The organism is Leisingera sp. ABD4_442, from assembly GCF_056160905.1.
Genome location: NZ_JBSWYB010000019.1, coordinates 23,847 through 45,566, shown reverse-complemented (window position 1 = coordinate 45,566; position 21,720 = coordinate 23,847). Strand labels below are relative to the sequence as shown.

Annotated in this window: 20 protein-coding genes; 8 read left to right on the top strand and 12 right to left on the bottom strand. The window is 62.4% G+C overall.

Going from position 1 to position 21,720, the window contains the following annotated elements:
* Window positions 1–57: 57 nt before the first annotated feature.
* On the top strand, window positions 58–1,047 hold the full coding sequence (gene deoC, locus ACXAHG_RS14650) for a deoxyribose-phosphate aldolase (protein ID WP_475058425.1): 990 nt from the start codon (window positions 58–60) through the stop codon (window positions 1,045–1,047).
* 11 nt (window positions 1,048–1,058) lie between these two features.
* A complete protein-coding gene (locus ACXAHG_RS14645; protein ID WP_475058422.1) occupies window positions 1,059–3,395 on the top strand; it encodes an aldehyde dehydrogenase family protein in 2,337 nt (778 codons plus the stop codon).
* Window positions 3,396–3,460: 65 nt separating this feature from the next.
* On the opposite strand, the gene ACXAHG_RS14640 is transcribed toward ACXAHG_RS14645, so the two are convergent.
* Entirely contained in the window at window positions 3,461–4,345 is an 885-nt protein-coding gene (locus tag ACXAHG_RS14640) for a permease (protein WP_475040307.1), read from the bottom strand.
* 148 nt (window positions 4,346–4,493) lie between these two features.
* Between ACXAHG_RS14640 and ACXAHG_RS14635 the strand changes: the two genes are divergently transcribed.
* On the top strand, window positions 4,494–4,799 hold the full coding sequence (locus ACXAHG_RS14635; protein WP_475040306.1) for an ArsR/SmtB family transcription factor: 306 nt from the start codon (window positions 4,494–4,496) through the stop codon (window positions 4,797–4,799).
* Window positions 4,800–4,878: 79 nt separating this feature from the next.
* Here ACXAHG_RS14635 and rpsO read toward each other — a convergent pair whose 3' ends face one another.
* The 3 genes from rpsO to ACXAHG_RS14620 all read right to left on the bottom strand — a co-directional run bounded on the left by rpsO (window position 4,879) and on the right by ACXAHG_RS14620 (window position 6,903).
* The gene (gene rpsO, locus ACXAHG_RS14630; protein ID WP_008555454.1) at window positions 4,879–5,148 is read right to left on the bottom strand and encodes a 30S ribosomal protein S15; all 270 of its coding nucleotides are present in this window, start codon (window positions 5,146–5,148) and stop codon (window positions 4,879–4,881) included.
* 148 nt (window positions 5,149–5,296) lie between these two features.
* Window positions 5,297–6,286, bottom strand: coding sequence for a calcium-binding protein (locus tag ACXAHG_RS14625; RefSeq protein ID WP_475058419.1), 990 nt, complete (start codon window positions 6,284–6,286; stop codon window positions 5,297–5,299).
* Window positions 6,287–6,390: 104 nt separating this feature from the next.
* The gene (locus tag ACXAHG_RS14620) at window positions 6,391–6,903 is read right to left on the bottom strand and encodes a DUF1643 domain-containing protein (RefSeq protein ID WP_475040304.1); all 513 of its coding nucleotides are present in this window, start codon (window positions 6,901–6,903) and stop codon (window positions 6,391–6,393) included.
* 91 nt (window positions 6,904–6,994) lie between these two features.
* Between ACXAHG_RS14620 and ACXAHG_RS14615 the strand changes: the two genes are divergently transcribed.
* Window positions 6,995–8,302 (top strand): calcium-binding protein, encoded by a 1,308-nt coding sequence (locus ACXAHG_RS14615; protein WP_475058416.1) that lies wholly within the window; start codon window positions 6,995–6,997, stop codon window positions 8,300–8,302.
* A gap of 104 nt (window positions 8,303–8,406) precedes the next feature.
* Here the strand turns inward: ACXAHG_RS14615 and truB are convergent, their stop codons facing one another.
* A complete protein-coding gene (truB, locus tag ACXAHG_RS14610; protein ID WP_475040302.1) occupies window positions 8,407–9,333 on the bottom strand; it encodes a tRNA pseudouridine(55) synthase TruB in 927 nt (308 codons plus the stop codon).
* A 152-nt stretch (window positions 9,334–9,485) separates the two neighbouring features.
* Here truB and ACXAHG_RS14605 point away from each other — a divergent pair, with 152 nt between their 5' ends.
* The gene (locus ACXAHG_RS14605) at window positions 9,486–10,139 is read left to right on the top strand and encodes an RluA family pseudouridine synthase (RefSeq protein ID WP_475040301.1); all 654 of its coding nucleotides are present in this window, start codon (window positions 9,486–9,488) and stop codon (window positions 10,137–10,139) included.
* A gap of 7 nt (window positions 10,140–10,146) precedes the next feature.
* Here the strand turns inward: ACXAHG_RS14605 and ACXAHG_RS14600 are convergent, their stop codons facing one another.
* Window positions 10,147–10,695, bottom strand: coding sequence for a helix-turn-helix domain-containing protein (locus tag ACXAHG_RS14600; RefSeq protein WP_475058413.1), 549 nt, complete (start codon window positions 10,693–10,695; stop codon window positions 10,147–10,149).
* Window positions 10,696–10,807: 112 nt separating this feature from the next.
* On the opposite strand from ACXAHG_RS14600, the gene ACXAHG_RS14595 reads away from it, so the two are divergent.
* Both ACXAHG_RS14595 and ACXAHG_RS14590 read left to right on the top strand, forming a co-directional pair.
* Complete coding sequence (locus ACXAHG_RS14595) at window positions 10,808–11,518, top strand: AzlC family ABC transporter permease (RefSeq protein ID WP_475040299.1); 711 nt, start codon at window positions 10,808–10,810, stop codon at window positions 11,516–11,518.
* Window positions 11,511–11,804 (top strand): AzlD family protein, encoded by a 294-nt coding sequence (locus ACXAHG_RS14590; RefSeq protein WP_475040298.1) that lies wholly within the window; start codon window positions 11,511–11,513, stop codon window positions 11,802–11,804. The genes ACXAHG_RS14595 and ACXAHG_RS14590 overlap by 8 nt, the downstream gene beginning before the upstream one ends.
* A gap of 168 nt (window positions 11,805–11,972) precedes the next feature.
* On the opposite strand, the gene ACXAHG_RS14585 is transcribed toward ACXAHG_RS14590, so the two are convergent.
* A complete protein-coding gene (locus ACXAHG_RS14585) occupies window positions 11,973–13,412 on the bottom strand; it encodes an aldehyde dehydrogenase family protein (RefSeq protein ID WP_475040297.1) in 1,440 nt (479 codons plus the stop codon).
* A gap of 301 nt (window positions 13,413–13,713) precedes the next feature.
* On the opposite strand from ACXAHG_RS14585, the gene ACXAHG_RS14580 reads away from it, so the two are divergent.
* Window positions 13,714–14,364 carry a peroxiredoxin gene (locus ACXAHG_RS14580; protein WP_475040296.1) on the top strand — a complete coding sequence of 217 codons (651 nt, stop codon included), beginning with the start codon at window positions 13,714–13,716 and terminating at the stop codon, window positions 14,362–14,364.
* Between the two features lie 58 nt (window positions 14,365–14,422).
* Here ACXAHG_RS14580 and ACXAHG_RS14575 read toward each other — a convergent pair whose 3' ends face one another.
* The 5 genes from ACXAHG_RS14575 to ACXAHG_RS14555 form a co-directional block, all read right to left on the bottom strand.
* Window positions 14,423–15,592 carry a rhamnan synthesis F family protein gene (locus tag ACXAHG_RS14575; protein WP_475058410.1) on the bottom strand — a complete coding sequence of 390 codons (1,170 nt, stop codon included), beginning with the start codon at window positions 15,590–15,592 and terminating at the stop codon, window positions 14,423–14,425.
* A gap of 37 nt (window positions 15,593–15,629) precedes the next feature.
* On the bottom strand, window positions 15,630–16,514 hold the full coding sequence (locus tag ACXAHG_RS14570) for a glycosyltransferase family 2 protein (protein ID WP_475040294.1): 885 nt from the start codon (window positions 16,512–16,514) through the stop codon (window positions 15,630–15,632).
* Window positions 16,515–16,594: 80 nt separating this feature from the next.
* Window positions 16,595–18,739: a polyribonucleotide nucleotidyltransferase gene (gene pnp / locus ACXAHG_RS14565; RefSeq protein ID WP_475040293.1), complete on the bottom strand. Its 2,145-nt coding sequence runs from the start codon at window positions 18,737–18,739 to the stop codon at window positions 16,595–16,597.
* 293 nt (window positions 18,740–19,032) lie between these two features.
* A complete protein-coding gene (locus ACXAHG_RS14560; protein WP_475058408.1) occupies window positions 19,033–20,352 on the bottom strand; it encodes a M16 family metallopeptidase in 1,320 nt (439 codons plus the stop codon).
* Entirely contained in the window at window positions 20,349–21,692 is a 1,344-nt protein-coding gene (locus ACXAHG_RS14555; protein ID WP_475040291.1) for a M16 family metallopeptidase, read from the bottom strand. The genes ACXAHG_RS14560 and ACXAHG_RS14555 overlap by 4 nt, the downstream gene beginning before the upstream one ends.
* Between the last annotated feature and the right edge of the window lie 28 nt (window positions 21,693–21,720).

The following is a 21,720-nucleotide window of genomic DNA, read 5'->3' as shown; positions in this document are numbered from 1 at the left end:
CTTGCCAAGATGCCGCACCCGTGCGATTTTCGCACGGAACTCTTCCGAGGATTTCCAATGGATAGCCATACCGCTGAACGAAGCGCGCAGCTGCCGCAGCTGGCCGAGCCGCGCAATCCCGGCATGGAGCTGGACCTGGACTGGGTCGCTGCCGTGCAGGCCAATACATCGGCCATCGAACGCCGCTGCGCCACCTTGCCGGGACGCCGCAGCGTCAAGAAGGACCACCAGGCCGCCTGGCTCTTGAAAGCGGTCAGCCTGATTGACCTGACCACCCTGTCCGGTGACGACACCGAAGGCCGGGTCCGCCGCTTGTGCGCCAAGGCGCGCCAGCCGGTCAGCGCCGGCCTACTGCACACGCTGGGCATGGAAGGCCTCACCACTGGTGCGGTCTGTGTCTACCACGACATGATCCCGACTGCGGTCAAGGCGCTGGAAGGCACCGGGATCCCGGTTGCCGCCGTCTCCACCGGCTTTCCGGCCGGCCTGTCGCCGTTCCACCTGCGGGTCGCGGAGATCGAGGAGAGCGTCAAGGACGGCGCCGAGGAGATCGACATCGTGATCACCCGCCGTCATGTGCTGCAAGGCAACTGGCAGGCGCTTTATGACGAGATGAAAGCCTTCCGCCAGGCCTGCGGCGACGCCCATGTGAAGGCGATCCTGGCCACTGGAGAGCTGGGCTCCTTGCGCAATGTGGCGCGCGCTTCGCTAGTCTGCATGATGGCCGGAGCCGATTTCATCAAAACCTCCACCGGCAAGGAAAGCGTCAACGCCACCCTGCCCGTGTCGCTGGTGATGATCCGCGCCATCCGCGACTACTATGACCGCACCGGCTACCGCGTCGGCTACAAACCCGCCGGCGGCATCTCCAAAGCCAAGGACGCGCTGGTGTACCTGTCGCTTATCAAAGACGAACTGGGCGACCGCTGGCTGCAGCCGGATCTGTTCCGTTTTGGCGCGTCTTCGCTCTTGGGCGATATCGAGCGCCAGCTGGAACACCATGTCACCGGGGCATACTCCGCCGGCTACCGCCACTCCATGGGCTGAGGGCTGAACATATGACCATCAAAGAGATTTTCGACACCATGGAATACGGTCCCGCCCCCGAAAGCGCCGCCGAAGCGCTGGCCTGGCTGGTCGATCAGGGCAGCCGGTTCGGCCATTTCATCAACGGTGAATTCACCGCGCCAGGCGACGGTTTCGACAGCAAGAACCCCGCCACCGGCGAAGTGCTGGCAACGCTGACCCAAGCCACGCAGGCGGATGTGGATGCCGCTGTTGAGGCTGCCCGCAAAGCGCAGGGCGGCTGGGCCGGTCTTGGCGGCGTGGGCCGCGCCAAATACCTTTATGCCATCGCGCGCCTGCTGCAGAAGCATTCCCGCCTGTTTGCCGTTCTGGAAACGCTGGACAACGGCAAACCGATCCGCGAGAGCCGTGACATCGACATCCCCCTGGCGCAACGGCATTTCTACTATCACGCCGGCATGGCCCAGCTAATGGACAGCGAATTGCCGGATGCAGAGGCCCTGGGTGTCTGCGGCCAGATCATCCCCTGGAACTTCCCGCTCCTGATGCTGGCCTGGAAAATTGCGCCGGCCATTGCCATGGGCAACACCGTGGTGCTGAAACCCGCGGAATACACCTCCCTGACCGCCCTGCTGTTTGCTGACATCTGCCGCCAGGCAGGCCTGCCCAAGGGTGTGGTCAACATCGTCACCGGAGACGGCGCCGTGGGTGAAATGATCACCGCAGCGGATGTGGACAAGATAGCCTTCACCGGCTCCACCTCCGTTGGCCGCAGGATCCGCGAAGCCACAGCAGGCAGCGGCAAGGCGCTGACGCTCGAACTCGGCGGCAAGTCGCCCTACATCGTCTTTGACGACGCCGACATCGACTCGGCAATCGAAGGCCTTGTCGATGCAATCTGGTTCAACCAAGGCCAGGTCTGCTGCGCCGGTTCACGCCTGCTGGTTCAGGAAGGCATCGCAGACCGCTTCCATGCCAAGCTGAAGGCCCGCATGGACGGATTGCGCGTCGGCAACCCGCTCGACAAATGTATCGACGTTGGCGCCGTGGTGGATCCGGTGCAGCTGAACACCATCAGCGAAATGGTCGCCGCCAACCAGGCGGGCCAAATGCATCAGGCACAGGTTGAAATGCCCGAAGGCGGCTGCTTCTACCCGCCGACGCTGATCGAGGGTCTCACCCCCGCCGATCCGCTGATGCAGGAGGAGATCTTTGGCCCAGTACTCGTGTCCTGCACCTTCCGCACGCCTGCCGAGGCGGTGGAACTCGCCAATAACACCCGCTACGGCCTGGCGGCGACGCTCTGGACCGAGAACGTGAACCTTGCGCTCGACATGGCGCCTAAGCTGGCTGCGGGCGTGGTCTGGGTCAACAGCACCAATATGTTCGACGCCGCGGCCGGCTTTGGCGGCGTGCGTGAGAGCGGCTTTGGCCGGGAAGGCGGCTGGGAAGGCCTCGCCGCCTATACCCGGGCCAGGACAAAGGCGAAACCGCTGGCCAAGGTGGATGCCTTCGAAGGCAACGGCGCCCCGGCAGACCCGCTGGACCGCACTGCCAAGATGTATGTCGGCGGCAAGCAGGCCCGTCCAGACAGCGGCTACAGCCAAGCCATCTACGGCAAATCCGGCGCGCTCCTGGGGCACGTGGGGCTGGCCAACCGCAAGGACGTGCGCAACGCGGTCGAGGCTGCGGCCGGCGCCGCCAAGTGGTCCAAGGCCACCGGCCACCTGCGGGCGCAGATCCTGTACTACATTGGCGAGAACCTCTCTGCCCGCGCTGAGGAATTCGCGGCCCGCATCGACGCCATGACAGCCAAGAAGGGCGGCGCGGCTGAAGTCGAAGCCTCGATCCAGCGCCTGTTCTCTGCGGCCGCCTGGGCCGACAAATACGACGGCCAGGTGCATGGCGTGCCGATCCGCGGCGTGGCGCTGGCGATGAAAGAGCCGGTTGGCGTGATCGGCGCGCTCTGCGCCGATGAGGCACCGCTGCTGGGTCTGGTTTCGGTGATGGCGCCGGCGATTGCCATGGGCAACCGGGTGGTGCTGGCGGCCTCCGAAGCCTTCCCGCTGGCAGCAACCGATTTTTATCAGGTTCTGGACACCTCAGACGTGCCCGGCGGTGTCGTCAACATCCTGACAGGCAGCCATGCAGAACTGGCGAAACCGCTAGCCTCGCATCTGAACGTCGACGCGGTCTGGAGTTTCTCCTCTTCTGATCTGTCAGCAGCGATCGAGGCGGCTTCTGCAGGCAACCTGAAGCGCACCTGGGTCAACAACTGCACAGCGACGGACTGGACACAGGACCATACCAAGCGCTTCCTGCAGGAGGCCACTGAGGTGAAGAACATCTGGGTACCCTACGGCGAATAACCCGGCTGAAACTGACAACGGCTGGCTTCTCTTGAGGCCAGCCGTGTTTTTTGCCCTGCGCAGGTTCAGGCACCAAGCGGTGTCAGCGCATAGATCAGCCCGGCTCCGACCGCCATCGTCAGGATCACCGCCAGGAAGGCCAGGATCATCGGCATCCGGAAAATGGCACGCAGCAGGATAACCTCTGTCAGACTGGCCCCGGCGCTGCCGATGATCAGCGCCATCACCGCCCCCAGCGACATGCCCTTGGCCGCCAGTGCCGCCGACAGAGGGATCACCGCTTCCGCCCGGATGTAGAGCGGGATGCCGATCACCGCGGCCACCGGAATGGCAAACAGGTTGTCGCTGCCCGCGTATTCGGTGATCAGCCCGGTTGGCATAAAGCCGTAAATGAACGAGCCGATGGCAATGCCTCCGAGCAGGTAGGGCAGCACGCCCTTGAAGTCCTTCCAGACCGATTTCCAGAGCCGCAGCCAGCGGTTCTCAGGCTGAGACGCCGCGCTGCAAGAGCTGCCGCAGCCGCTGGGAGCTGGGGCCTCATAGGCCGCAGGTTCCACATGGCGCTCGAACCCCAGCGCCTCCAGAAGCACGCCCGCAGCCACCGAGACCACCATCGCGATCAGGAAATAGACTACAGCCACCTGCAGGCCGAAGGTCACGGTGAACAATCCGATGATCACCGGGTTCAGCAGCGGACTGGAGAACAGGAACACCATCATCGGGCCAAACCCGGCCCGCGCCCTGAGCAGCCCCTTGAGGAAGGGAATCGTCGAGCAGGAGCAAAACGGTGTGATTGCTCCCATCAGCGCGGCAACCACATAGCCGCGGCCGTTGCGCGAGCTGAGGACCGCCTGGATGCGGGCCGGTGAGATATACTCCTGCAGCACCGCCACGCCGTAGCTGATCAGCAGGAACAGCGCCGTCAGTTCCACGGCGAGGAAAAGAAACATGCCGCCTGCTTCCTGCAGGGCAGCGGTGACTTCAGGTGACATCGGTCCAACCTCTGATTCTAAATTACTGGTTTTATCGAAATATTGATCACCAGAGTGCGAGTCAATATATTACCGGTAAATTCGTAATATCCAACCCGGAGCGCTCATGGACGTCGACGAAATTGCAAAGGTTCTCAAGGAGCTGGGCCACCCGCACCGGCTGCGGATTTTCAAGAGGCTGGTGAAGTCAGGCTTTGACGGGCTGCCGGTCGGGGTGCTGCGCGAGGATCTGGATATCCCGCATTCCTCAATGACCCACCATGTTGCCAGCCTGGTGGAGGCCGGGCTGATCAAACAGCAGCGGGAGGGGCGCATCCTGCGCTGCGTTCCGCAATACGGCCGCCTGTGGGATGTGATCGCCTATCTGCAAAGCGAATGCTGTCTGGATGAACGCAGCGCTCCGGCCCGCTGACTGCCCCCGGCGGACGGGTGGCCAAAAGAAAACGCCCGCTCCTTTCGGAACGGGCGCAGAAAATCCGGATTAGCGCGGATTAGCGGCGGATGCCCAGGCGTTTGATCAGGTCCTGGTAACGGGCCTCATCCTTGCCCTTGGTGTAGTCCAGCAGCTTGCGGCGCTGAGCAACCATTTTCAGGAGGCCACGGCGGCCGTGGTTGTCCTTCTTGTGGGTTTTGAAGTGCTCAGTCAGGGTGTTGATGCGCGAGGTCAGGATTGCAACCTGGACTTCCGGGGAACCGGTATCGCCGTCTTTGGTTGCGAATTCTTTCATCAGGCGCGCTTTTTCTTCCGCAGTGATCGACATCGGGGTCTCCTTCATAGGTTAGAGTGGATGGCGCAGGCCGGGATGTCGTCCAGCACAGGCCCATGGAGAAACCTGCCGCGGAATCGCAGCAGATGCGGGCGTATAAGATGTTTCCACTGCAAAGGCAAAGGATAAGTGCGCTGCCTGGTCAGCTGGCGCCGCCCGCTTGCGGCAGCAGCCCCGCCCAGGAGGCAGAGGCTTTGTCCACCAGTACCAGATCTTCTGCCGAAAGCTCCCCAGCACCGGACAACCGGATGGCAGGCTGCCCGTCAACCAGGACCAGTTGCTCCTCCTCGGCTTCGGGGTTTTGCTGCACCTCCACCAAGGGCTCCTCTCCCTCTGCAAAGTCCCAAATCAGCACCAGCTGATCCTCTGCGGCATCGAAATCCATCAGTTCTACAGCCGCCCCTGTTCCTGTCCAGCTGCCCAATGCAATCTGATCACCACCTGCCCCGCCAGTGACCGCATCGCCCGCCCCTGCGATCAGCGTGTCGTCCCCGTCACCGCCATTGACAAAATCACGCGCCGTGCCGTCGCTGGCGCCGGACACTACATCATCGCCGGAGCCGCCGAACAGAGCGTCCCGTCCAGCACCGCCCCAAAGACTGTCATTGCCGTCATTGCCATGCAGCGAATCCTGGCCTTGGCCGCCCGCCAGCAAGTCACCGCCCTGGCCACCATGCATTTCATCCGCACCGCGGCCGCCCGACAGGCTGTCATTACCGAAATGCCCAAAGAGTTGATCCTGGCCGGAACCGCCCTGCAGCGTATCGGCGCCTTCCTCCCCGTGCAGCAGGTCGGCACCAGTTCCGCCCTGCAGGATGTCGCTGCCTTCGTCGCCATGCAGGACATCCTTGCCGGAACCGCCCAGAAGCCAATCATCGCCGTCATAACCGCCGATCTGATCATCGCCGCCGCCGCCGGCCAGCCGGTCCGCCGCACCGCTGCCAGCCAGCACATCGCCGCCATCGGTGCCCGTCACGGTTTCTCCGCCAGGTTCGATGAAGCCGCCATCCAAACCGTCGCAATCATCATCCGCTTCCGGACCGGGTGCGTCCTCCTCAGTCGAGGATCCTGCATCCACCAGAACTGCACCGCCCACCGCAACCAGGCCCAGCACGCTCGCAAGCCACAACATAACCAATCAACCTCGTATAAACCTGCACCCGCCGAGGATCTCATGTGCAGGCCGCGTGATCAAAACAAAACAGGAACATGGGTTAACAGATACCGATGCCCCGGCTAGGCTTCCCGCCACACCTCAGGCTGCTGGCTGTAGGCGATATAAAGCGGATGCTTGGGATGGCCTGCCTTGCTGAGACCCAGATGATGCAGCGGTTTGCCGGTCTGCCGCAGGGCTGCGGCCACCCGGGCCCCTTGCCCCAAATGTTCGCCATGCGTGCCCCAGGCGCAGATCACAGTATCAGCCCATTCCACACCGTCCAGAATGGCCGCCATATTCTCCGGCCCTTCCGGCGCTTGCAGCCGCCGCATTTCCCGCGGGTCCGTCACACGGCAGGCAAAGATGTTGGTGGCCCGGAAACTGCCGAATCCCAGCGCCCGGGCGCGGCGCTCGCAGCGTTCGATGGTTGGGTCGTTTTGCACTTCGGTCGCAGTCGAGGGGTTTAGCATCACGAACATCACCCGCCGTCCGGCAGGGTTCCAGACACGGGTCAGACTGTAACGGTAGGTCTCGCAATCGGAATAGACGGCGGTCGAGGGCGCGTCGCCCTTGGTGTGGCTGCGGGTAATCATGCCGGCGGTTTTAAAACGGCGCTGGTTGCATTCCAAGGGAGTTTACTGCAGCCTTTGGCAGAACCGCGGACGAGTTTTTACCGCGATAGCATTGTTCAATTTTTGTGATCCGGTCGACATGGAACTACTGATTTTTCTTGCACTTGCGGGCTCCGCCATTGCTGTCGGCTTCGACGGGGCCGAAATCTCCGGTGAAGAAACTGCTGAACCGGAAACACCAGTTGAACCTGATCCGCAGCCCCAAGCCGCCAATTTGTCCGGCACCGCCGGAACGGATGATCAGCTTAGCGGCGGAGATGGAAACGACACGCTGACAGGCAATGCCGGTGACCAGGATCTGCTGGCAGGCGGCAGCGGAGATGATGAGCTGCATCTAGGTGCAGACAATACTGCCACCGGCGGCGAAGGCGCGGACCGTTTCGTCCTGGACGATGAAGGCAGCCGTGAAACGGTGATCGAGGATTTTGAACTGGGCACCGACCAGCTGGCACTGACGCCCTATCACTCCGGTTACGTTGAGCTGATCGAGACCGAGGACGGCAGCGGCCTGCGCTTTATCGACACCCTCAACAACAAGACGATCCTGACCCTGCCCGGCATTTCGCTCGCAGAGGGAGAGGTTTTGGAAGTAGATTTTCTGCTTGGAAATGGAGACATTGAACGGACTGAGCAGTTTGAAAATCCCGGCTTCAGCGCCCCCTTTGCCCTGGATGCGATCCGCGGCACTCCGGACAGTGACACACTGGACGGCACCGCAGGCGATGATGTGATATTTGGCGAAGGCGGTGCCGACACGCTTACCGGCGGCGAAGGCGACGACACGCTCTACAGCGGCAGTGGCTCAGTCCACTATGAAGGGTCCTACAATCACTACCCCGGTGACCTGACCCGTGTGGGTGACGACGGTGATGTGCTCGACGGTGGAACTGGAGATGACCGCCTGTGGATCGGTCCCGGGACAACGGCCACCGGCGGCGCTGGGGCGGACACCTTCCACGCCTTTGCAAATGTGTACGAGGCCGGAACTCCGGCAGCCGAAATCACCGACTTCGATCCGTCAGAGGATCAGCTGCGAATCGACTTCCCGGTCGTTGCCGGCTTCGGGTCCATCCCCAGCTACAGCTTTGAAGATGCAATCGCCGGACTGAGCGTCAGCTACGACGCGGATCAGGACAGCACTCTGATCGCCATGGACGGTATTGCCATCGCAACCTTGCCCGGGGATCAGTCAGGGGTCAGTATCGCCTTCCACGACGACTACTCCACCAGCGAGGACCGTTGGCGCGATGCGGCGGGTAATCAGATCAGTGCCGAAGAGGGCGCGCAGGCCAGTATCCTCCTGACCGCACAGGAGTATTACTCTGTATTCGGAGACAACGGAACAGCCGAGCCCGCCTAGCCAGGGCGCAATGCCAGTGCAAGTTAATAGGTCAGCCTTGCTGTCCAAATGTTTCGCGCGCGAAACATCCGGTCAAAACTGCTGACCCAAAAAGTTACACTTTGTTAACCGGCGCTTGCATCTTGATTGAACACCCGGCTGGGATGCAGGCTGCCGGATTTGTAGACGCCGACGGCAACCGCATGGCCGTCGAGCGACGCCCAGGCCTCGTCGCCATATTCTACCTCATCATTGGGCATCACCATGCCCGGGTTGCCGTTGCGCAGCCGGACCGCGCCCTCTGGCGTGCATTTGACCTCCGGCAGATCCGCCAGGCCTTCCTCCAGCGGGCGCAGGTATGCGTCCAGTTCCGGGGTACGAGCCAGGTGCTCGATCTCTTCCAGGGAAATCCCGTCTTCAGCCGCATCAAACGGGCCGGACCAGATCCGGCGCAATTCCTTCACATGGCCGTGGCAGCCCAGTGCGGCCCCCAGGTCGCGGGCGATCGAGCGCACATAGCCGCCTTTGCCGCAGGTCATTTCCAGCACCGCGTGGTCCGCGTCGGGGCGATCCAGCATGATCAGCTCCTCGACCCACAGCGGGCGGGCTTCGATCTCCACATCCTCACCATCACGGGCGAGCTTATAGGCGCGCTGACCGTCGATCTTGACCGCGGAAAATTTGGGCGGCACCTGCATGATTTCCCCCAGGAAGGGCAGCAGCGCATCCTTGATCTGTTCATCAGTGGGGCGCTCGGCGCTTTCGGCAATAACCTCGCCCTCGGCGTCATCAGTGTTGGTCGCCTGGCCCAGCCGCACGGTGAAGGTATAGGCCTTCAACGCATCGGTGATATAGGGAACGGTCTTGGTCGCCTCGCCTAGCGCCACCGCCAGAACGCCGGTCGCCTCAGGGTCCAAGGTGCCCGCATGGCCCGCCTTCTTGGCGTCCAGCGCCCAGCGCACCTTGTTCACAACCGCGGTCGAGGTCAGCCCCGCGGGCTTGTCCACCACCAGCCAGCCGGAAATATCGCGCCCTTTGCGTTTGCGTGCCATGCCTTCACCCCAAAGTCCTGTGAGGCGCGCCGGTTACCGGATCGCCGGGACAGTGTCAATTTAGCAAATGGCAGGGCTCAAGGGAAAGAGACAGAGGCAGCGGAACCTGGCCGCGCTTGCCCTGGCCTGCCGGTGGCGCTAGGCAGGCGCCCATGGCCGTTTCAAGCGAATACACCCCGCCGCAGGACCCGCTGGAGATCCTGCACCACGACGCCGAACTGCTGGCCGTGAACAAGCCTGCCGGCCTGTTGTCGGTGCCAGGGCGCGGGGAGCATCTGGCCGATTGCCTGATCAGCCGCATCCAGGCAGTGTTCCCCGAGGCGCTGCTGGTGCACCGGCTCGACCGCGACACCTCCGGCGTGATGGTATTCGGCCTCACCCCCCATGCGCAGCGGCATCTGTCGATGCAGTTCGAGAAACGTACCACGAAAAAGGCCTATGTGGCACGGGTCGCAGGCAAGCTGGAGCCGAGAAGCGGCACCGTGGATCTGCCGCTGATCGTCGACTGGCCGAACCGGCCCAAACAGATGGTCTGCCACGAGACCGGCAAGCCCGCGATCACCGATTGGCGGGTGATGAAATACGAGGAGGACGCCACCCGTGTGCGGCTGACGCCCAAGACCGGGCGCTCGCATCAGTTGCGGGTGCATATGCTGTCGCTGGGCCATCCGATCCTGGGCGACCCGCTCTATGCCAGCGGCGGCGCATTGGAGCATCCGCGGCTGATGCTGCATTCCGAGGAGCTGCGGATCAAGCACCCCGACAGCGGCGAGTCGCTGAAGTTCCGGGTCAAACCCTCTTTTTAGAGCCTGACTACGGCGCTTCCATCACCATCATAAACAGCGTATCCGCCTGCAGCGCCTCATAGCTGTGCCGATGGTCGCCCGGGTAGCTGTAGTAGTCGCCGGCCTGCAGCTCCTCCTCCTGCCCCGCCGGCCCCACGCGCATCTGCCCGGCGCAGACCAGCATGTGCTCCACCGTGCCGCGCGGATGCGGCTGGGCACGGCGCACCTCCCCCGGCTGCATCACCACCCGGTAGACATCCCGGCGCACGTTGGGCGGGCAGCGCGACAACAGCACCGCAGCGAAATCCGACTGCTCCGATTCCAGAACCTCCCCCTCTGCGGCACGGACCAGTTTGGTCGCCGGTGCCTCCGTCGCAAACAGCAGGCTCAGCGGCACATCCAAGGCGGCGGCCAGCGCCCAAAGCGTCTCTACACTGGGGTTTCCGTTGCCTGCTTCCAGCTGCGACAGGGTGGATTTGGCAATGCCTGCCTCGGCCGCAAGTGCCGAGAGCGACTTCCCGGCCCGGCTGCGTTCCCGCTGGATAGCGGCGGCGATCATCTGATGCGGCGCTGACATGTTCTGTATTTCGCCCTTTCGTTCGACTTGACGAACGCGCCGTTCGTTCGGTACACAATTCATGTGTTCGGTATAGACGAATATATGAGCCGCTTCCAGAGGAGCCCCCACCATGATTATGCAAGATCTTGCCCCGTCCTCGTGCCGAGATGAACTGGCCGCGGGTTTGCGTGACATTTTGCCTTTGGCGGCAGGGGTCGGCGTCTATGGGCTGGCCTTTGGCCTGCTGGCCGCGCAGGCACAGATGGACGCGCTGCAGACTGGCGTGATGGGCAGCATCGTTTTCGCCGGCTCGGCACAGATCATCGCGGTTGAGCGTCTGATCGCGGGCGCCGGAGCCGGGGCCGCCGTGCTGGCGGGCCTCGCGCTGAACCTTCGGCTGTTGCTAATCACCGCGTCCTTGCGGGATGAGCTGGCCGGACGTCCCTGGTGGCAAATCCTCATAGGGGGGCATCTGGCAACGGATGAAAACTGGGCGCTGATGCACGCCATGCGCGCCCGCGGCCATCGCGCGGGCTACTGGTATCTGGTGGGCGGCGGATTGGGGCTGGTCGCGGTCTGGGTGCTGGCCACTGTGGCGGGGGCCAGCGTCGCCACGGCAGTACCGGAGCCCAAGGCCCTGGGCATGGATTTCGCCTTTACCGCTGCCTTTATCGCCATCCTGCGTTCCCTGTGGAGCGGCAGGGCCATGCTACTGCCGTGGGGCGTGTCCATCGCCACCGTGCTGCTGGCGGGCCTGCTTACGCCGCTGGATCCCACCTGGACGCTGATCCTGGGCGGCGCGGCAGGGGCTGCCATTGCCGGAGTGCTGGGCAATGACTGAGACTTGGACCCTGATCTTCGGCCTGGCAGCGGCAACCTTTGCTGTGCGGCTTTCGGGCTATCTGCTGGGCCGGCGGCTGCCGGACCACGGCCCCTGGGCGCGCGGGCTGCAGGCGCTGCCGGGCTGCCTGATCCTGTCGCTGGTCACCTATCTGCTGATGCAGGGCGGGCCGCAGGAATGGATCGCAGGCACGGCCGCCTTGACGGTGGCGCTGACCACCCGCAGCCTGCCATTGACGATGGGCGCCGGAATCGCCGTAATCTGCCTGCTTAGAGCCTATTTTTAATCTCACACCCCTTTACCCGTGCGCAGCACGGGCCACGCCCAAGCCTGAATGCGGCCCGGCGCAGCCGGGGGGCTTGAGGGCGCGGGAGCACCACCGGACGCAAGCCCTGTGCACGCAAAAAGAAAGCCGCCCCGGAAGGCGGCTCTCTACAAGGTCCGTAGCGAAGGCTTATTCAGCGGCCCAGCCGCCGACCGCTTTGACTTCCAGGAAATCCTCGATCCCCCATTTGCCGCCCTCGCGGCCCTTGCCGGACTGCTTCATGCCGCCAAAGGGCGAACCTGCCGAGCGGGACTTGCCGTTCATCTCCACCATGCCGGACCGCAGCGCGCGGGCCATGCGGTTGGCGCGGGCGCCATCCTGGGTCTGCACATAATTGGTCAGGCCATAGGGCGTGTCGTTGGAGATCTCGACCGCCTCCTCTTCACTCTCGAAGGGAATGATCGACAGCACCGGGCCAAAGATCTCTTCGCGGGCGATGGTCATCTGGTTGTTCACATCGGCAAAGACAGTGGGCTTCACATAGTAGCCCTTGTTCAGCCCGTCCGGACGGCCGGTGCCGCCGGCCACCAGTTTGGCGCCTTCGTCGATGCCCTTCTGGATCAGATCCTGGATCTTGTTCCACTGCAGCTCATTGACCACCGGCCCGATGTGGCGGCCTTCCTGGCTGGCCGGGCCAACCTCGACCTTGGCGGCCACTTCCGCTGCCTCGGCGACCACCCGGTCATAGATGCTCCGCTGCACCAGCATACGCGAGGGTGCGTTACAGCTCTGACCGGTGTTCTGCATCATGTGCAGCACGCCGCGCTTCACTGCCTTCTCGTCGGCATCTTCAAAGATCACGTTGGCGCCTTTGCCGCCCAGCTCCAGGTCGACCTTTTTCAGGGTCGGCGCCGCAGCCTGGGTAATCGCAATGCCCGCGCGGGTGGAACCGGTGAAAGAGATCATGTCCACATCCGGGTGGGTGGTCAGCTGAGAACCGACACCCGGGCCGTCGCCGTTCACCAGGTTGAACACGCCTGCCGGGAAGCCGGCCTCATCCATCAGCTCGGCAAAGATCATCGCGTTGAGCGGGCTCTGTTCCGACGGCTTCAGCACCATGGTGCAGCCGGCCACCGCTGCCGCGCCGACCTTCAGGGTCACCTGGTTCATCGGCCAGTTCCAGGGCGTGATCAGGGCGCAGACGCCGACCGCCTCGTGAATGATGCGGTCGTTGGGGCTGCGGTCGTTCAGCGGTGCGTCAAAGGGGAACTCCTTGGCCGCGGCGATGAAATTGCGCAGGTGCCAGCTGCCGGCCCCCACTTGAGAGGTACGCGACATGTCGATCGGCGCGCCCATCTCCAGCGACATCGCCTGGGCGAGATCTTCGGCGCGGGTTTCATAAATTTCGATCAGCTTCTCGACCAGCGCGATGCGCTCTTCCACCGGGGTGGCCATCCAGCCCGGCAGCGCCGCCTTGGCCGCAGCCACGGCAGCGTTGGTGTCAGCCTCAGAGCCCAATGAGATCACTGCACAGGGGTCTTCGGTCGAGGGGTTGATCACCTCGAAGTCGTTAGGCGCAGCAGGGGCAACCCACTGGCCGTTGATGTAAAAATCGCGTTTCTCGATCATCTGGGGTCTCCCAATTCAGATGTTCTCTCCCAGCCGCCGGCCGGTTTGGCGGCCACTTTGTCACCAGGCCGGGAAGGGGGCAAGTGGCTTTGGCTGCATAATTTGATCAAATTATCGGAGCGCCTGTCAACGCTTTTCCAGCGGTGTTTGCAACCCTCTGGCGGGCAAGGACATTAGAGATTTTCCGTGGCAACCTGCGGCAGGGGCTGTAACGTGACGGAAGACTGCATAAGTGGTTTCCCAGGCGACTCAGCCGCCTGACAGCAACCAAACATAACCCCCTGACAAGGAGGATACTGCCATGGGTTTACGCATCAACGACGTGGTTCCTGATTTCAATGCCGAAACCGATCAGGGCAGCATCAGCTTTCACGACTGGATCGGCGACAGCTGGGCAATCCTGTTTTCGCACCCCAAGGATTTCACCCCCGTTTGCACCACAGAGTTTTCCGCGGTTGCCCAATTGAATGACGAATGGTCCAAGCGCAACACCAAGGTGATCGGCGTTTCGGTTGATGGTGTTGAAGATCACAAGAAGTGGAAGAAGGACATCGCGGAATACGGCAAGGCAGAACCCGGCTTCCCGATCATCGCCGACGATGGCCTGGCAGTTTCAAAAGCGTTCGACATGCTGCCTGCCGAAGCCTATCTGCCCGATGGCCGCACGCCTGCCGACAGCGCCACTGTGCGCTCTGTCTTCATCATTGGTCCGGACAAACAGCTGAAGCTGTCGATGACCTACCCGATGACCGTGGGCCGCAACTTTGCCGAGATCCTGCGAGCCTTGGACGGGCTGCAGATGAGCGCCAAGGGTGTCGCCACCCCGGCAAACTGGGTGCCGGGCGAAGACGTGATCATTCCGCCGACTGTCTCCAACGAGGATGCCAAGGCGAAATTCGGCGAATTCGAGACCATCTTCCCCTACCTGCGCAAGGTAAAAGCGCCGGAATAGTCCGGACGCTTTCGAACCTCCTGCAAGCCGCCTTTGGGCGGCTTGTCTTATTCAGGTGTTAGCCCGCATTTCCTGCTGCGGGCGGGAAATCCGGCGCCCGGGTTTGCCGCAACTGCAGCGCTTCGGCTGCGATGGCCCGGCCTTCCTCCCCTTCCAGCTTCGATGCAAAGCCCAAGGTGATGTCCGACCCGTCCCGGGTGAGCCAGCAGGGCGATTTCTTGAGAAAGGCAAACCCATCCTCAGCATGCAAATAGGCAGGCAGCGTGTAGCTGACACCCTGTGTGGCCACCGCAGTCAGAACAAATGCCGCAAAATCCTGCGGCGGGGTGTCTTGCGACAGCAGCTTGGCCTTAAGAGCCTCGAGACTGGGGCGGCCGAAGATCACGGTTTCCTCTACAACACGCCTGATCGCCGCCGGGGACAGCCGGCCAAGCCGCTGGTCCAAGTCCGCTGTCCGCAGGACCGCACCGTGCGAATACCCATGTGACAGCACCCATTGAGTGAGTCCGGTCTCTCCCCGGCGGACGATGAATTTCTTGTTGTTGGTCAGGGGAAAGCGTTTCCAGAACCTGAGGAAAGCGGGATCATTCAGCAGCCGCCCTGACAGCATCAGCGCATAGGAACAGTACTGGAAATTCCGGCTGGCCGTGGAATAGCCCCAGTTGATGCCCCGGAAATGTTCTGCCTCCACCCGCGGATGGCCATAGTTGCAAGCGGCGGCGGCAAAATCCACTCCCAGCGCCTCAGCCTCCGCAAGCCAATCACGCGCGCCCGGCAGCGGGAACCATGAAGAATCGTTCAGCAGCACCAGCCGGTCAATGCGGTCCAGATGTGCCCGGGCGGCCAGAAGACCGTCCCTGTAGCCGCCAAAGTCATATCCAAAATTGGGACGTTCAATGCAGAGCCAGCTGACACTGCGCAAGCGTTCCCGATCGGTATCACTGAGCGGGATGTTAGACACCACGACAGGAGCATATCCGCTGCGGATCAAGTAGCGCAGGGCCAGAAAATGGGAGTCTAGCAGGCCCTGGCTTGGGAAGATCAGATAGATTGCTGGCAGCGGGCCCGGTGGCACGGCCCCCTTGGTGCAACGGATCCGGCGGGCCAGGGCTGCATCGTAGTACCAGCGCCCCAGCAAAAGAGACCCCAACCGGCTGGGCAATTGGGAAAACTGCTGCAGCGGGCGCTTCAGCTCACGGGTGATTTTCCATAGCGGGGGGCGTTTCATGCAGGGCACCTGTCGAGTGTCACTGAAAAAGCCAGCATCAGCGCGTCTGCCACGGCGGCGGCCGGTCCGCTGAACCCAGGCCGCGGCTGACGAGGATTGCGCGGAAATAGTACCAACTTTTGGCGCGCTTGCGTGCTGACAAAAGGTTTAGAGGGGAGACCAGCTGCAAGGCGGCCTCAGCCAATGCCCGAAGGAAGCCCAAGGGCTGGTTGTGCTTGCGGGCTGCGTAGACGCGGGATTGCCCCATGTACCAAGCTTTGAGCGCAGCGGTCCTGGCAGAGCGTTCCGTGGAATGCCCCAAGAGGTGCCGGACCTGCGCCCCATAGACATAGCGCAACGGGCCGCAGTCAGCTTTTAGCCTGAGGCTCAGGTCATCATCCTCGTGGAAGAGGAAAATTTTGCGGTCGAAGCCGCCCACCTTCTCAAATGCGGAGCGGCGCACCAGCAACGCCCCGCCGGACAGCACAGGCACTTCGCCATCCTGCGTGGCGGCTTCGCGGCCAAGCCAAAGCGATTTCGGAATCAGTTTGCTGCGGCGTTTGAAAAAGAGCGAACCGTCGCCTTTGACGATGCGGGTGTTAAAGGCTGAAACCTCAGGATGGGATTCAGCAGCCGCCAGCAGAGCCTCCAAAGTGTCCGGAAAAAGCTCGGCATCCGGATTCACAAAGAACAGGAATTCGGCATCCGCAAGCTCCGCCCCTTGATTGCAGGCGCGGCCAAAACCCAGGTTTTCGGAATTGGCAATGAAGCGCGCGCCATGTTCTGCGGCCAAGGTCCGGGTTGCGTCCGCGTCGCGCGATGCGTTGTCGACGAGAACAACAGGAACTTCATCCGGAATGGAACGCAGCAGATTCTCAACAATCACCGAGGAATTATAGGTGACCGTGATGATGGAAACACGGGATTTCAAAGACTTGTCCATGCGCGTCCCGGCAGAAATTGAATAGCCCGGGGCACGATTTGGCGCGTGCCCCGGGCTGTTTATGTCAGATCAAAGGAGGATTAGTCCTGCTCTGCCTTTTCTTTCTTCTCCGGCTGGATTTCCTCGCCGGTTTCCTGGTCGACAACTTTCATCGACAGGCGGACCTTGCCGCGGTCGTCAAAGCCCAGCAGCTTCACTTTCACTTCCTGGCCTTCCTTCAGAACATCCGACGGATGGTTCAGGCGGCGGTTTTCGATCTGGGAGACATGCACCAGGCCGTCACGCTTGCCGAAGAAGTTCACGAAGGCGCCGAAGTCGACGATCTTCACAACTTTGCCGGTGTAGATCTGGCCCTCTTCCGGCTCTGCCACGATCGAATAGATCATGTCATAGGCCTTTTGGATGGCTTCGCCGTTGGGGCTGGCGATCTTGATCACGCCGTCGTCGTTGATGTCGACCTTGGCGCCGGAGGTTTCCACGATCTCGCGGATCACCTTGCCGCCGGAGCCGATCACTTCACGGATCTTGTCGGTCGGGATCTGCATGGTTTCGATGCGCGGGGCGTGGACCGAGAACTCATTGGTTTCGGACAGCGCCTTGGCCATCTCACCCAGGATGTGCATCCGGCCGTCCTTGGCCTGAGCCAGGGCTTTCTCCATGATTTCCGGGGTGATACCGGCAACCTTGATGTCCATCTGCAGCGAGGTGATGCCGTTTTCGGTACCCGCCACCTTGAAGTCCATGTCGCCCAGGTGGTCTTCGTCACCCAGGATGTCCGACAGGATCGCGTAAGAGCCGTCGTCTTCCAGGATCAGGCCCATCGCAACACCGGCAACCGGTGCTTTCAGCGGCACGCCCGCGTCCATCATCGACAGCGAGCCGCCGCAGACGGAAGCCATCGAGGAGGAACCGTTAGATTCGGTGATTTCCGACACAACACGCACGGTGTAGGGGAAGTCGGTCGGGGCCGGCAGAACCGCCTGAAGCGCGCGCCAGGCCAGCTTGCCGTGGCCGATTTCGCGGCGGCCAGGGGAGCCGACACGGCCCACTTCACCAACCGAGTACGGCGGGAAGTTGTAGTGCAGCAGGAAGTTGGATTTGAAGTTGCCGTGCAGCGCGTCGATGAACTGCTCGTCGTCGCCGGTGCCCAGGGTGGTCACAACCAGGCCCTGAGTCTCGCCGCGGGTGAACAGCGCCGAGCCGTGGGTCCGCGGCAGCAGGCCGGTTTCCGACACGATGTCGCGAATCTCGTCGGTCTTGCGGCCGTCGATACGCTTGCCGGTCTTGACCACGTCGCCGCGCAGGATGCCTGCTTCCAGCTTCTTCAGCGCGGAGCCGAGGTTGGCATCTTCCAGCTGCTCTTCGGTCAGCTTTTCCTTGATGGTCTCACGGGCAGCGGCAACAGCGGCGGTGCGCTCCTGCTTGTCGGTGATCGCAAAGGCGGCGCGCATCTCGGTCTCACCTGCGGCTTTGACCGCCTCATAGAGGTCGGCGTAATCCGGCGGGGTGAAGTCGAAGGGCTCGTTCGCGGCTTCTTCGGCCAGCGAGATGATCAGGTCGATCACCGGCTGGATCTGCTCGTGCGCGAATTTCACCGCACCCAGCATCTCGGCCTCGGACAGCTCATAGGCTTCCGATTCCACCATCATCACCGCGTCTTTGGTGCCGGCAACAACCAGGTCCAGGCGCTGCTCGGGGTTCAGGCGCAGGTCCTGCATGTCGTCGACGGTCGGGTTCAGAACGTATTCGCCGTCCTCGAAGCCAACGCGCGCACCGGCGATCGGACCCATGAAGGGCGCGCCGGACAGGGTCAGCGCAGCGGAAGCCGCGATCATCGCGACGATGTCGGGGTCGTTGACCAGGTCGTGGCTCAGCACGGTGCACATCACCAGCACTTCGTTCTTGAAGCCGGGGACGAACAGCGGGCGGATCGGACGGTCGATCAGACGCGCGGTCAGGGTTTCTTTTTCGGTCGGGCGCGCTTCGCGCTTGAAGAAGCCGCCGGGCACCTTGCCCGCAGCATAGTATTTTTCCTGGTAGTGCACGGTCAGCGGGAAGAAGTCCTGGCCGGGCTTCTGCTGACGGGCAAAGGTCACGTTGGCCATGACCGAGGTCTCGCCCAGGGTGGCAATCACGGAGCCATCCGCCTGGCGGGCAACTTTGCCGGTTTCCAGTGTGAGCGTCTCTTCGCCCCACTGCATCGATTTTTTCGAAACGTTAAACATCTAGCGTATCCTGATTGGGAGCGCTCCCGGCCCTCCGGGTCTCCCGTTTGCGTGGCGGCCCCATTGCCGCCGGCCCAATCTATCTTTCTTTCGCGTGCCAGGGCCCGGGCACATCGTCTCAGATAGGCCCGCCCATACAGCAGTTTGCCCCCGATTGAAAGGAAAAGCGGAAAGCCGCGCGGTGCGGCGGCAGGAGTCAGTGTGAAGCCGCCCGGATGCCGGCCCGGCAGTAAAAACGCCGGCTCCATGCGGGGCGGGCGCTGATCGGGGCTGATCCATAGCCAGGAGCGGCCTCAGTTTGTGGTCTCCAACCCTTCCGGGCGACCGGCGATGGTGAAATGCAGCCCGCCGGGGTCCATGAACTCCGCCGCAAAGCGGTTGATGTCTTCCAGGGTGACCGCGTTGATGCGGTCGTTGCGGGTTTCCACATAGCTGACCGGCAGATTGTCCATCTGCATCCCCGCCAGGATCGAGGCAATGCGGCCATTGCCGTCAAAGCGCAGCGGGTAGGCGCCGGTCAGATAGGTCTGGGCATCCTTCAGCTCTTTCGCGGTTACGCCTTCCTCGGCCATGCGGCGCCATTCGTTGCGGATGACCTCCACCGCTTCGGCCATCTTGCCGTTGGCCGAGGCCACCGACCCCATGTAGACCGCTGCCAGATCGCGCGGCACCAGGTAGGAATAGACCCCGTAGGTCAGCCCGCGCTTTTCCCGCACCTCGGTCATCAGCCGGGTCTCGAAAGAGCCGCCGCCCAGAATCTGGTTCATCACATAGGCGGTGAAGAAATCCGGGTCCTCGCGCTTGATGCCTTTCTGGCCGAACAGGGCCACCGACTGCGGTGTATCAAAGTCGACAACCGTGACACCGCCCTCGATGGTCACGTCTGCCGGGCCCGGGATCGGTGCACCCTCCGCAGGCAAGGCGCCCAGCAGATCATCCAGCAGTGTGCCAAGCTCCTCAGCAGTGATGTCGCCAACAGCACTGACATAGAGCCTGTCGCGGGCGAATACTGCCTCATAGGCATCAAAAATGTCCTGCCGGCTGAGGGCGGAAACGCTGTCCACTGTGCCTTTGCCATCACTGCCGTAGGGGTGGCTGCCAAAGGCCATGCTAGCAAACGCCTGCCCCGCAATCTTATTTGGATCCTTGGCGTCTGAGCGCAGCCCGGCAAGCACCTGAGCCCTCACCCGGTCCAACGCGTCCTGGTCAAACCGCGGCTCAAACAGGGTTTGCCGCAGAAGCGCTGCAGCCTCGTCGCGGTTTTCCGTCAGAAACCTGGCGGAAATGGAAACAGCATCCTTATCCGCGTCATAGGAAAAATCTGCGGCCAGGGATTCCAGCGCACGGGCATATTCCTGTGCACGCAGATCCCCGGACCCTTCTTCCAGCAATCCTGTCATAAGATAGACCGCGCCGCGTTTGCCTTCTGCATCCAGTGACGTGCCGCCGCGAAACCGCAGTTCCAGCGCCGAGAAAGGAATAGCGTGATCTTCCACCAGCCAGGCGGTAATGCCGCCGGGGGAGGTCACTTCCTGAATCTTGATGCCAGCCAAAGCGGGAAAAGCCATGAAGCAGGCAGCCAGTGACGCCGCAATCAGTTTCAGCAGTGTCATTGGGTCACCTCCTGACTGCGTGTCATCCAGCCTGTCACCGATGTTTCCGGGCGCAGCACTTCATTGGCCGCGGCGATGATCTCGTCCGCTGTGACGGACTGCAGTATTTTCGGCCAATCCTGCACATCCTGCACCGTCAGCCCGATGCTGAGCGCCTGGCCATATCGGTTGGCAATGCCGTTCACATTGTCCCGGTCATAGATCTCGGCAGCGCGCAACTGCAGTTTGATCCGGTTCAGCTGGGCCTCGTCCACCCCCTCCTCGAGGAAGCGGGCGATGGTGGAATCCAGCGCGGTTTCAGCTTCTTCCATGCTCACGCCGTCAGCGGGGACCACGAGGAACGTAAACGAGGTGTCATCCAGCGAGCTGCCGGAGTAGAAGGCGCCAGAGTAGACAGCAACTTGCTGGTCGAATTGCAGAGCATTGGCCAGGTAAGACGTGCTGCTACCCCCCAGAAGCTCTGCCAGCAGGTAAAGTGCCGCGGCCTTTTGCTGCGCGCCGGGGTCACGCTCCGGCGCCAGATAAGAACGCTGGACATAGGGCTGGGCGACGCGTGGATCCTGGTATGTGACGCGCCGGGCCGCGGTTTGCGGCGGCTCCTGGCTGCGGAACCGTTCCGGCAAATCCGGATTAGCCGGAATCACGCCGTAGTATTTTTCCGCCAGGGCCTGCACGTCATCCGGCTCAACATCCCCGGACACCACCAGAATGGCGTTATTGGGCGCGTAATACGTCTGGTAGAAAGACAGCGCATCCTCCATGTCCAGGCTTTCCATCTCATGCCGCCATCCGATCACCGGCTGGCCGTAGCGATGGTTGAGATACTGCACAGCCTGCAGCTGCTCGCGGAACAGCGCCACCGGGTCATTGTCCGTGCGCTGGTTGCGCTCTTCCAGGATCACCTCGCGCTCGGTGACGATATCCTCCTCGCTCAGGCGGAGGTTGGTCATCCGGTCGCTTTCCATCTGCATCATCAGTTCCAGCCGGTCGGCAGCAACACGCTGGAAATAGGCAGTGTAGTCGTAGCTGGTGAAGGCATTGTCCTGACCGCCATTGGCGCGCACCGTCGCAGACAGCTCACCCGGCGCCAGCTTGTCTGTGCCCTTGAACAGAAGGTGCTCCAGGAAATGGGCGACACCGGACTGGCCCGGCGGCTCATCGGCAGAGCCGGCCCGGTACCAGACCATCTGCTGCACGACGGGCGCGCGATGATCCTCGATCACCACTACATCCATGCCATTGTCGAGGGTGAACGCGGTCACTGACTCATCCTCAGCCCGTGCCGGGATAGACAAGACAGCACTCAGCGCTGCGGCGGCCAATGTGACCCTTTGGATCATCTGGCATCCTCCAATTTCTGCACCATTG

Bases quoted from the DNA above. Each gene is read 5' to 3' on its own strand.
- ACXAHG_RS14560 (WP_475058408.1), bottom strand. From the start codon at position 20,352: ATGACACTGCTGAAACTGATTGCGGCGTCACTGGCTGCCTGCTTCATG.
- ACXAHG_RS14645 (WP_475058422.1), top strand. From the start codon at position 1,059: ATGACCATCAAAGAGATTTTCGACACCATGGAATACGGTCCCGCCCCC.
- ACXAHG_RS14580 (WP_475040296.1), top strand. From the start codon at position 13,714: ATGGGTTTACGCATCAACGACGTGGTTCCTGATTTCAATGCCGAAACC.
- ACXAHG_RS14620 (WP_475040304.1), bottom strand. From the start codon at position 6,903: ATGATTACCCGCAGCCACACCAAGGGCGACGCGCCCTCGACCGCCGTC.
- ACXAHG_RS14575 (WP_475058410.1), bottom strand. From the start codon at position 15,592: ATGAAACGCCCCCCGCTATGGAAAATCACCCGTGAGCTGAAGCGCCCG.
- ACXAHG_RS14595 (WP_475040299.1), top strand. From the start codon at position 10,808: ATGATTATGCAAGATCTTGCCCCGTCCTCGTGCCGAGATGAACTGGCC.
- ACXAHG_RS14570 (WP_475040294.1), bottom strand. From the start codon at position 16,514: ATGGACAAGTCTTTGAAATCCCGTGTTTCCATCATCACGGTCACCTAT.
- ACXAHG_RS14625 (WP_475058419.1), bottom strand. From the start codon at position 6,286: ATGTTGTGGCTTGCGAGCGTGCTGGGCCTGGTTGCGGTGGGCGGTGCA.
- ACXAHG_RS14555 (WP_475040291.1), bottom strand. From the start codon at position 21,692: ATGATCCAAAGGGTCACATTGGCCGCCGCAGCGCTGAGTGCTGTCTTG.
- ACXAHG_RS14605 (WP_475040301.1), top strand. From the start codon at position 9,486: ATGGCCGTTTCAAGCGAATACACCCCGCCGCAGGACCCGCTGGAGATC.
- ACXAHG_RS14640 (WP_475040307.1), bottom strand. From the start codon at position 4,345: ATGTTTCTTTTCCTCGCCGTGGAACTGACGGCGCTGTTCCTGCTGATC.
- ACXAHG_RS14635 (WP_475040306.1), top strand. From the start codon at position 4,494: ATGGACGTCGACGAAATTGCAAAGGTTCTCAAGGAGCTGGGCCACCCG.
- ACXAHG_RS14585 (WP_475040297.1), bottom strand. From the start codon at position 13,412: ATGATCGAGAAACGCGATTTTTACATCAACGGCCAGTGGGTTGCCCCT.
- pnp (WP_475040293.1), bottom strand. From the start codon at position 18,739: ATGTTTAACGTTTCGAAAAAATCGATGCAGTGGGGCGAAGAGACGCTC.
- deoC (WP_475058425.1), top strand. From the start codon at position 58: ATGGATAGCCATACCGCTGAACGAAGCGCGCAGCTGCCGCAGCTGGCC.
- rpsO (WP_008555454.1), bottom strand. From the start codon at position 5,148: ATGTCGATCACTGCGGAAGAAAAAGCGCGCCTGATGAAAGAATTCGCA.
- ACXAHG_RS14590 (WP_475040298.1), top strand. From the start codon at position 11,511: ATGACTGAGACTTGGACCCTGATCTTCGGCCTGGCAGCGGCAACCTTT.
- truB (WP_475040302.1), bottom strand. From the start codon at position 9,333: ATGGCACGCAAACGCAAAGGGCGCGATATTTCCGGCTGGCTGGTGGTG.
- ACXAHG_RS14600 (WP_475058413.1), bottom strand. From the start codon at position 10,695: ATGTCAGCGCCGCATCAGATGATCGCCGCCGCTATCCAGCGGGAACGC.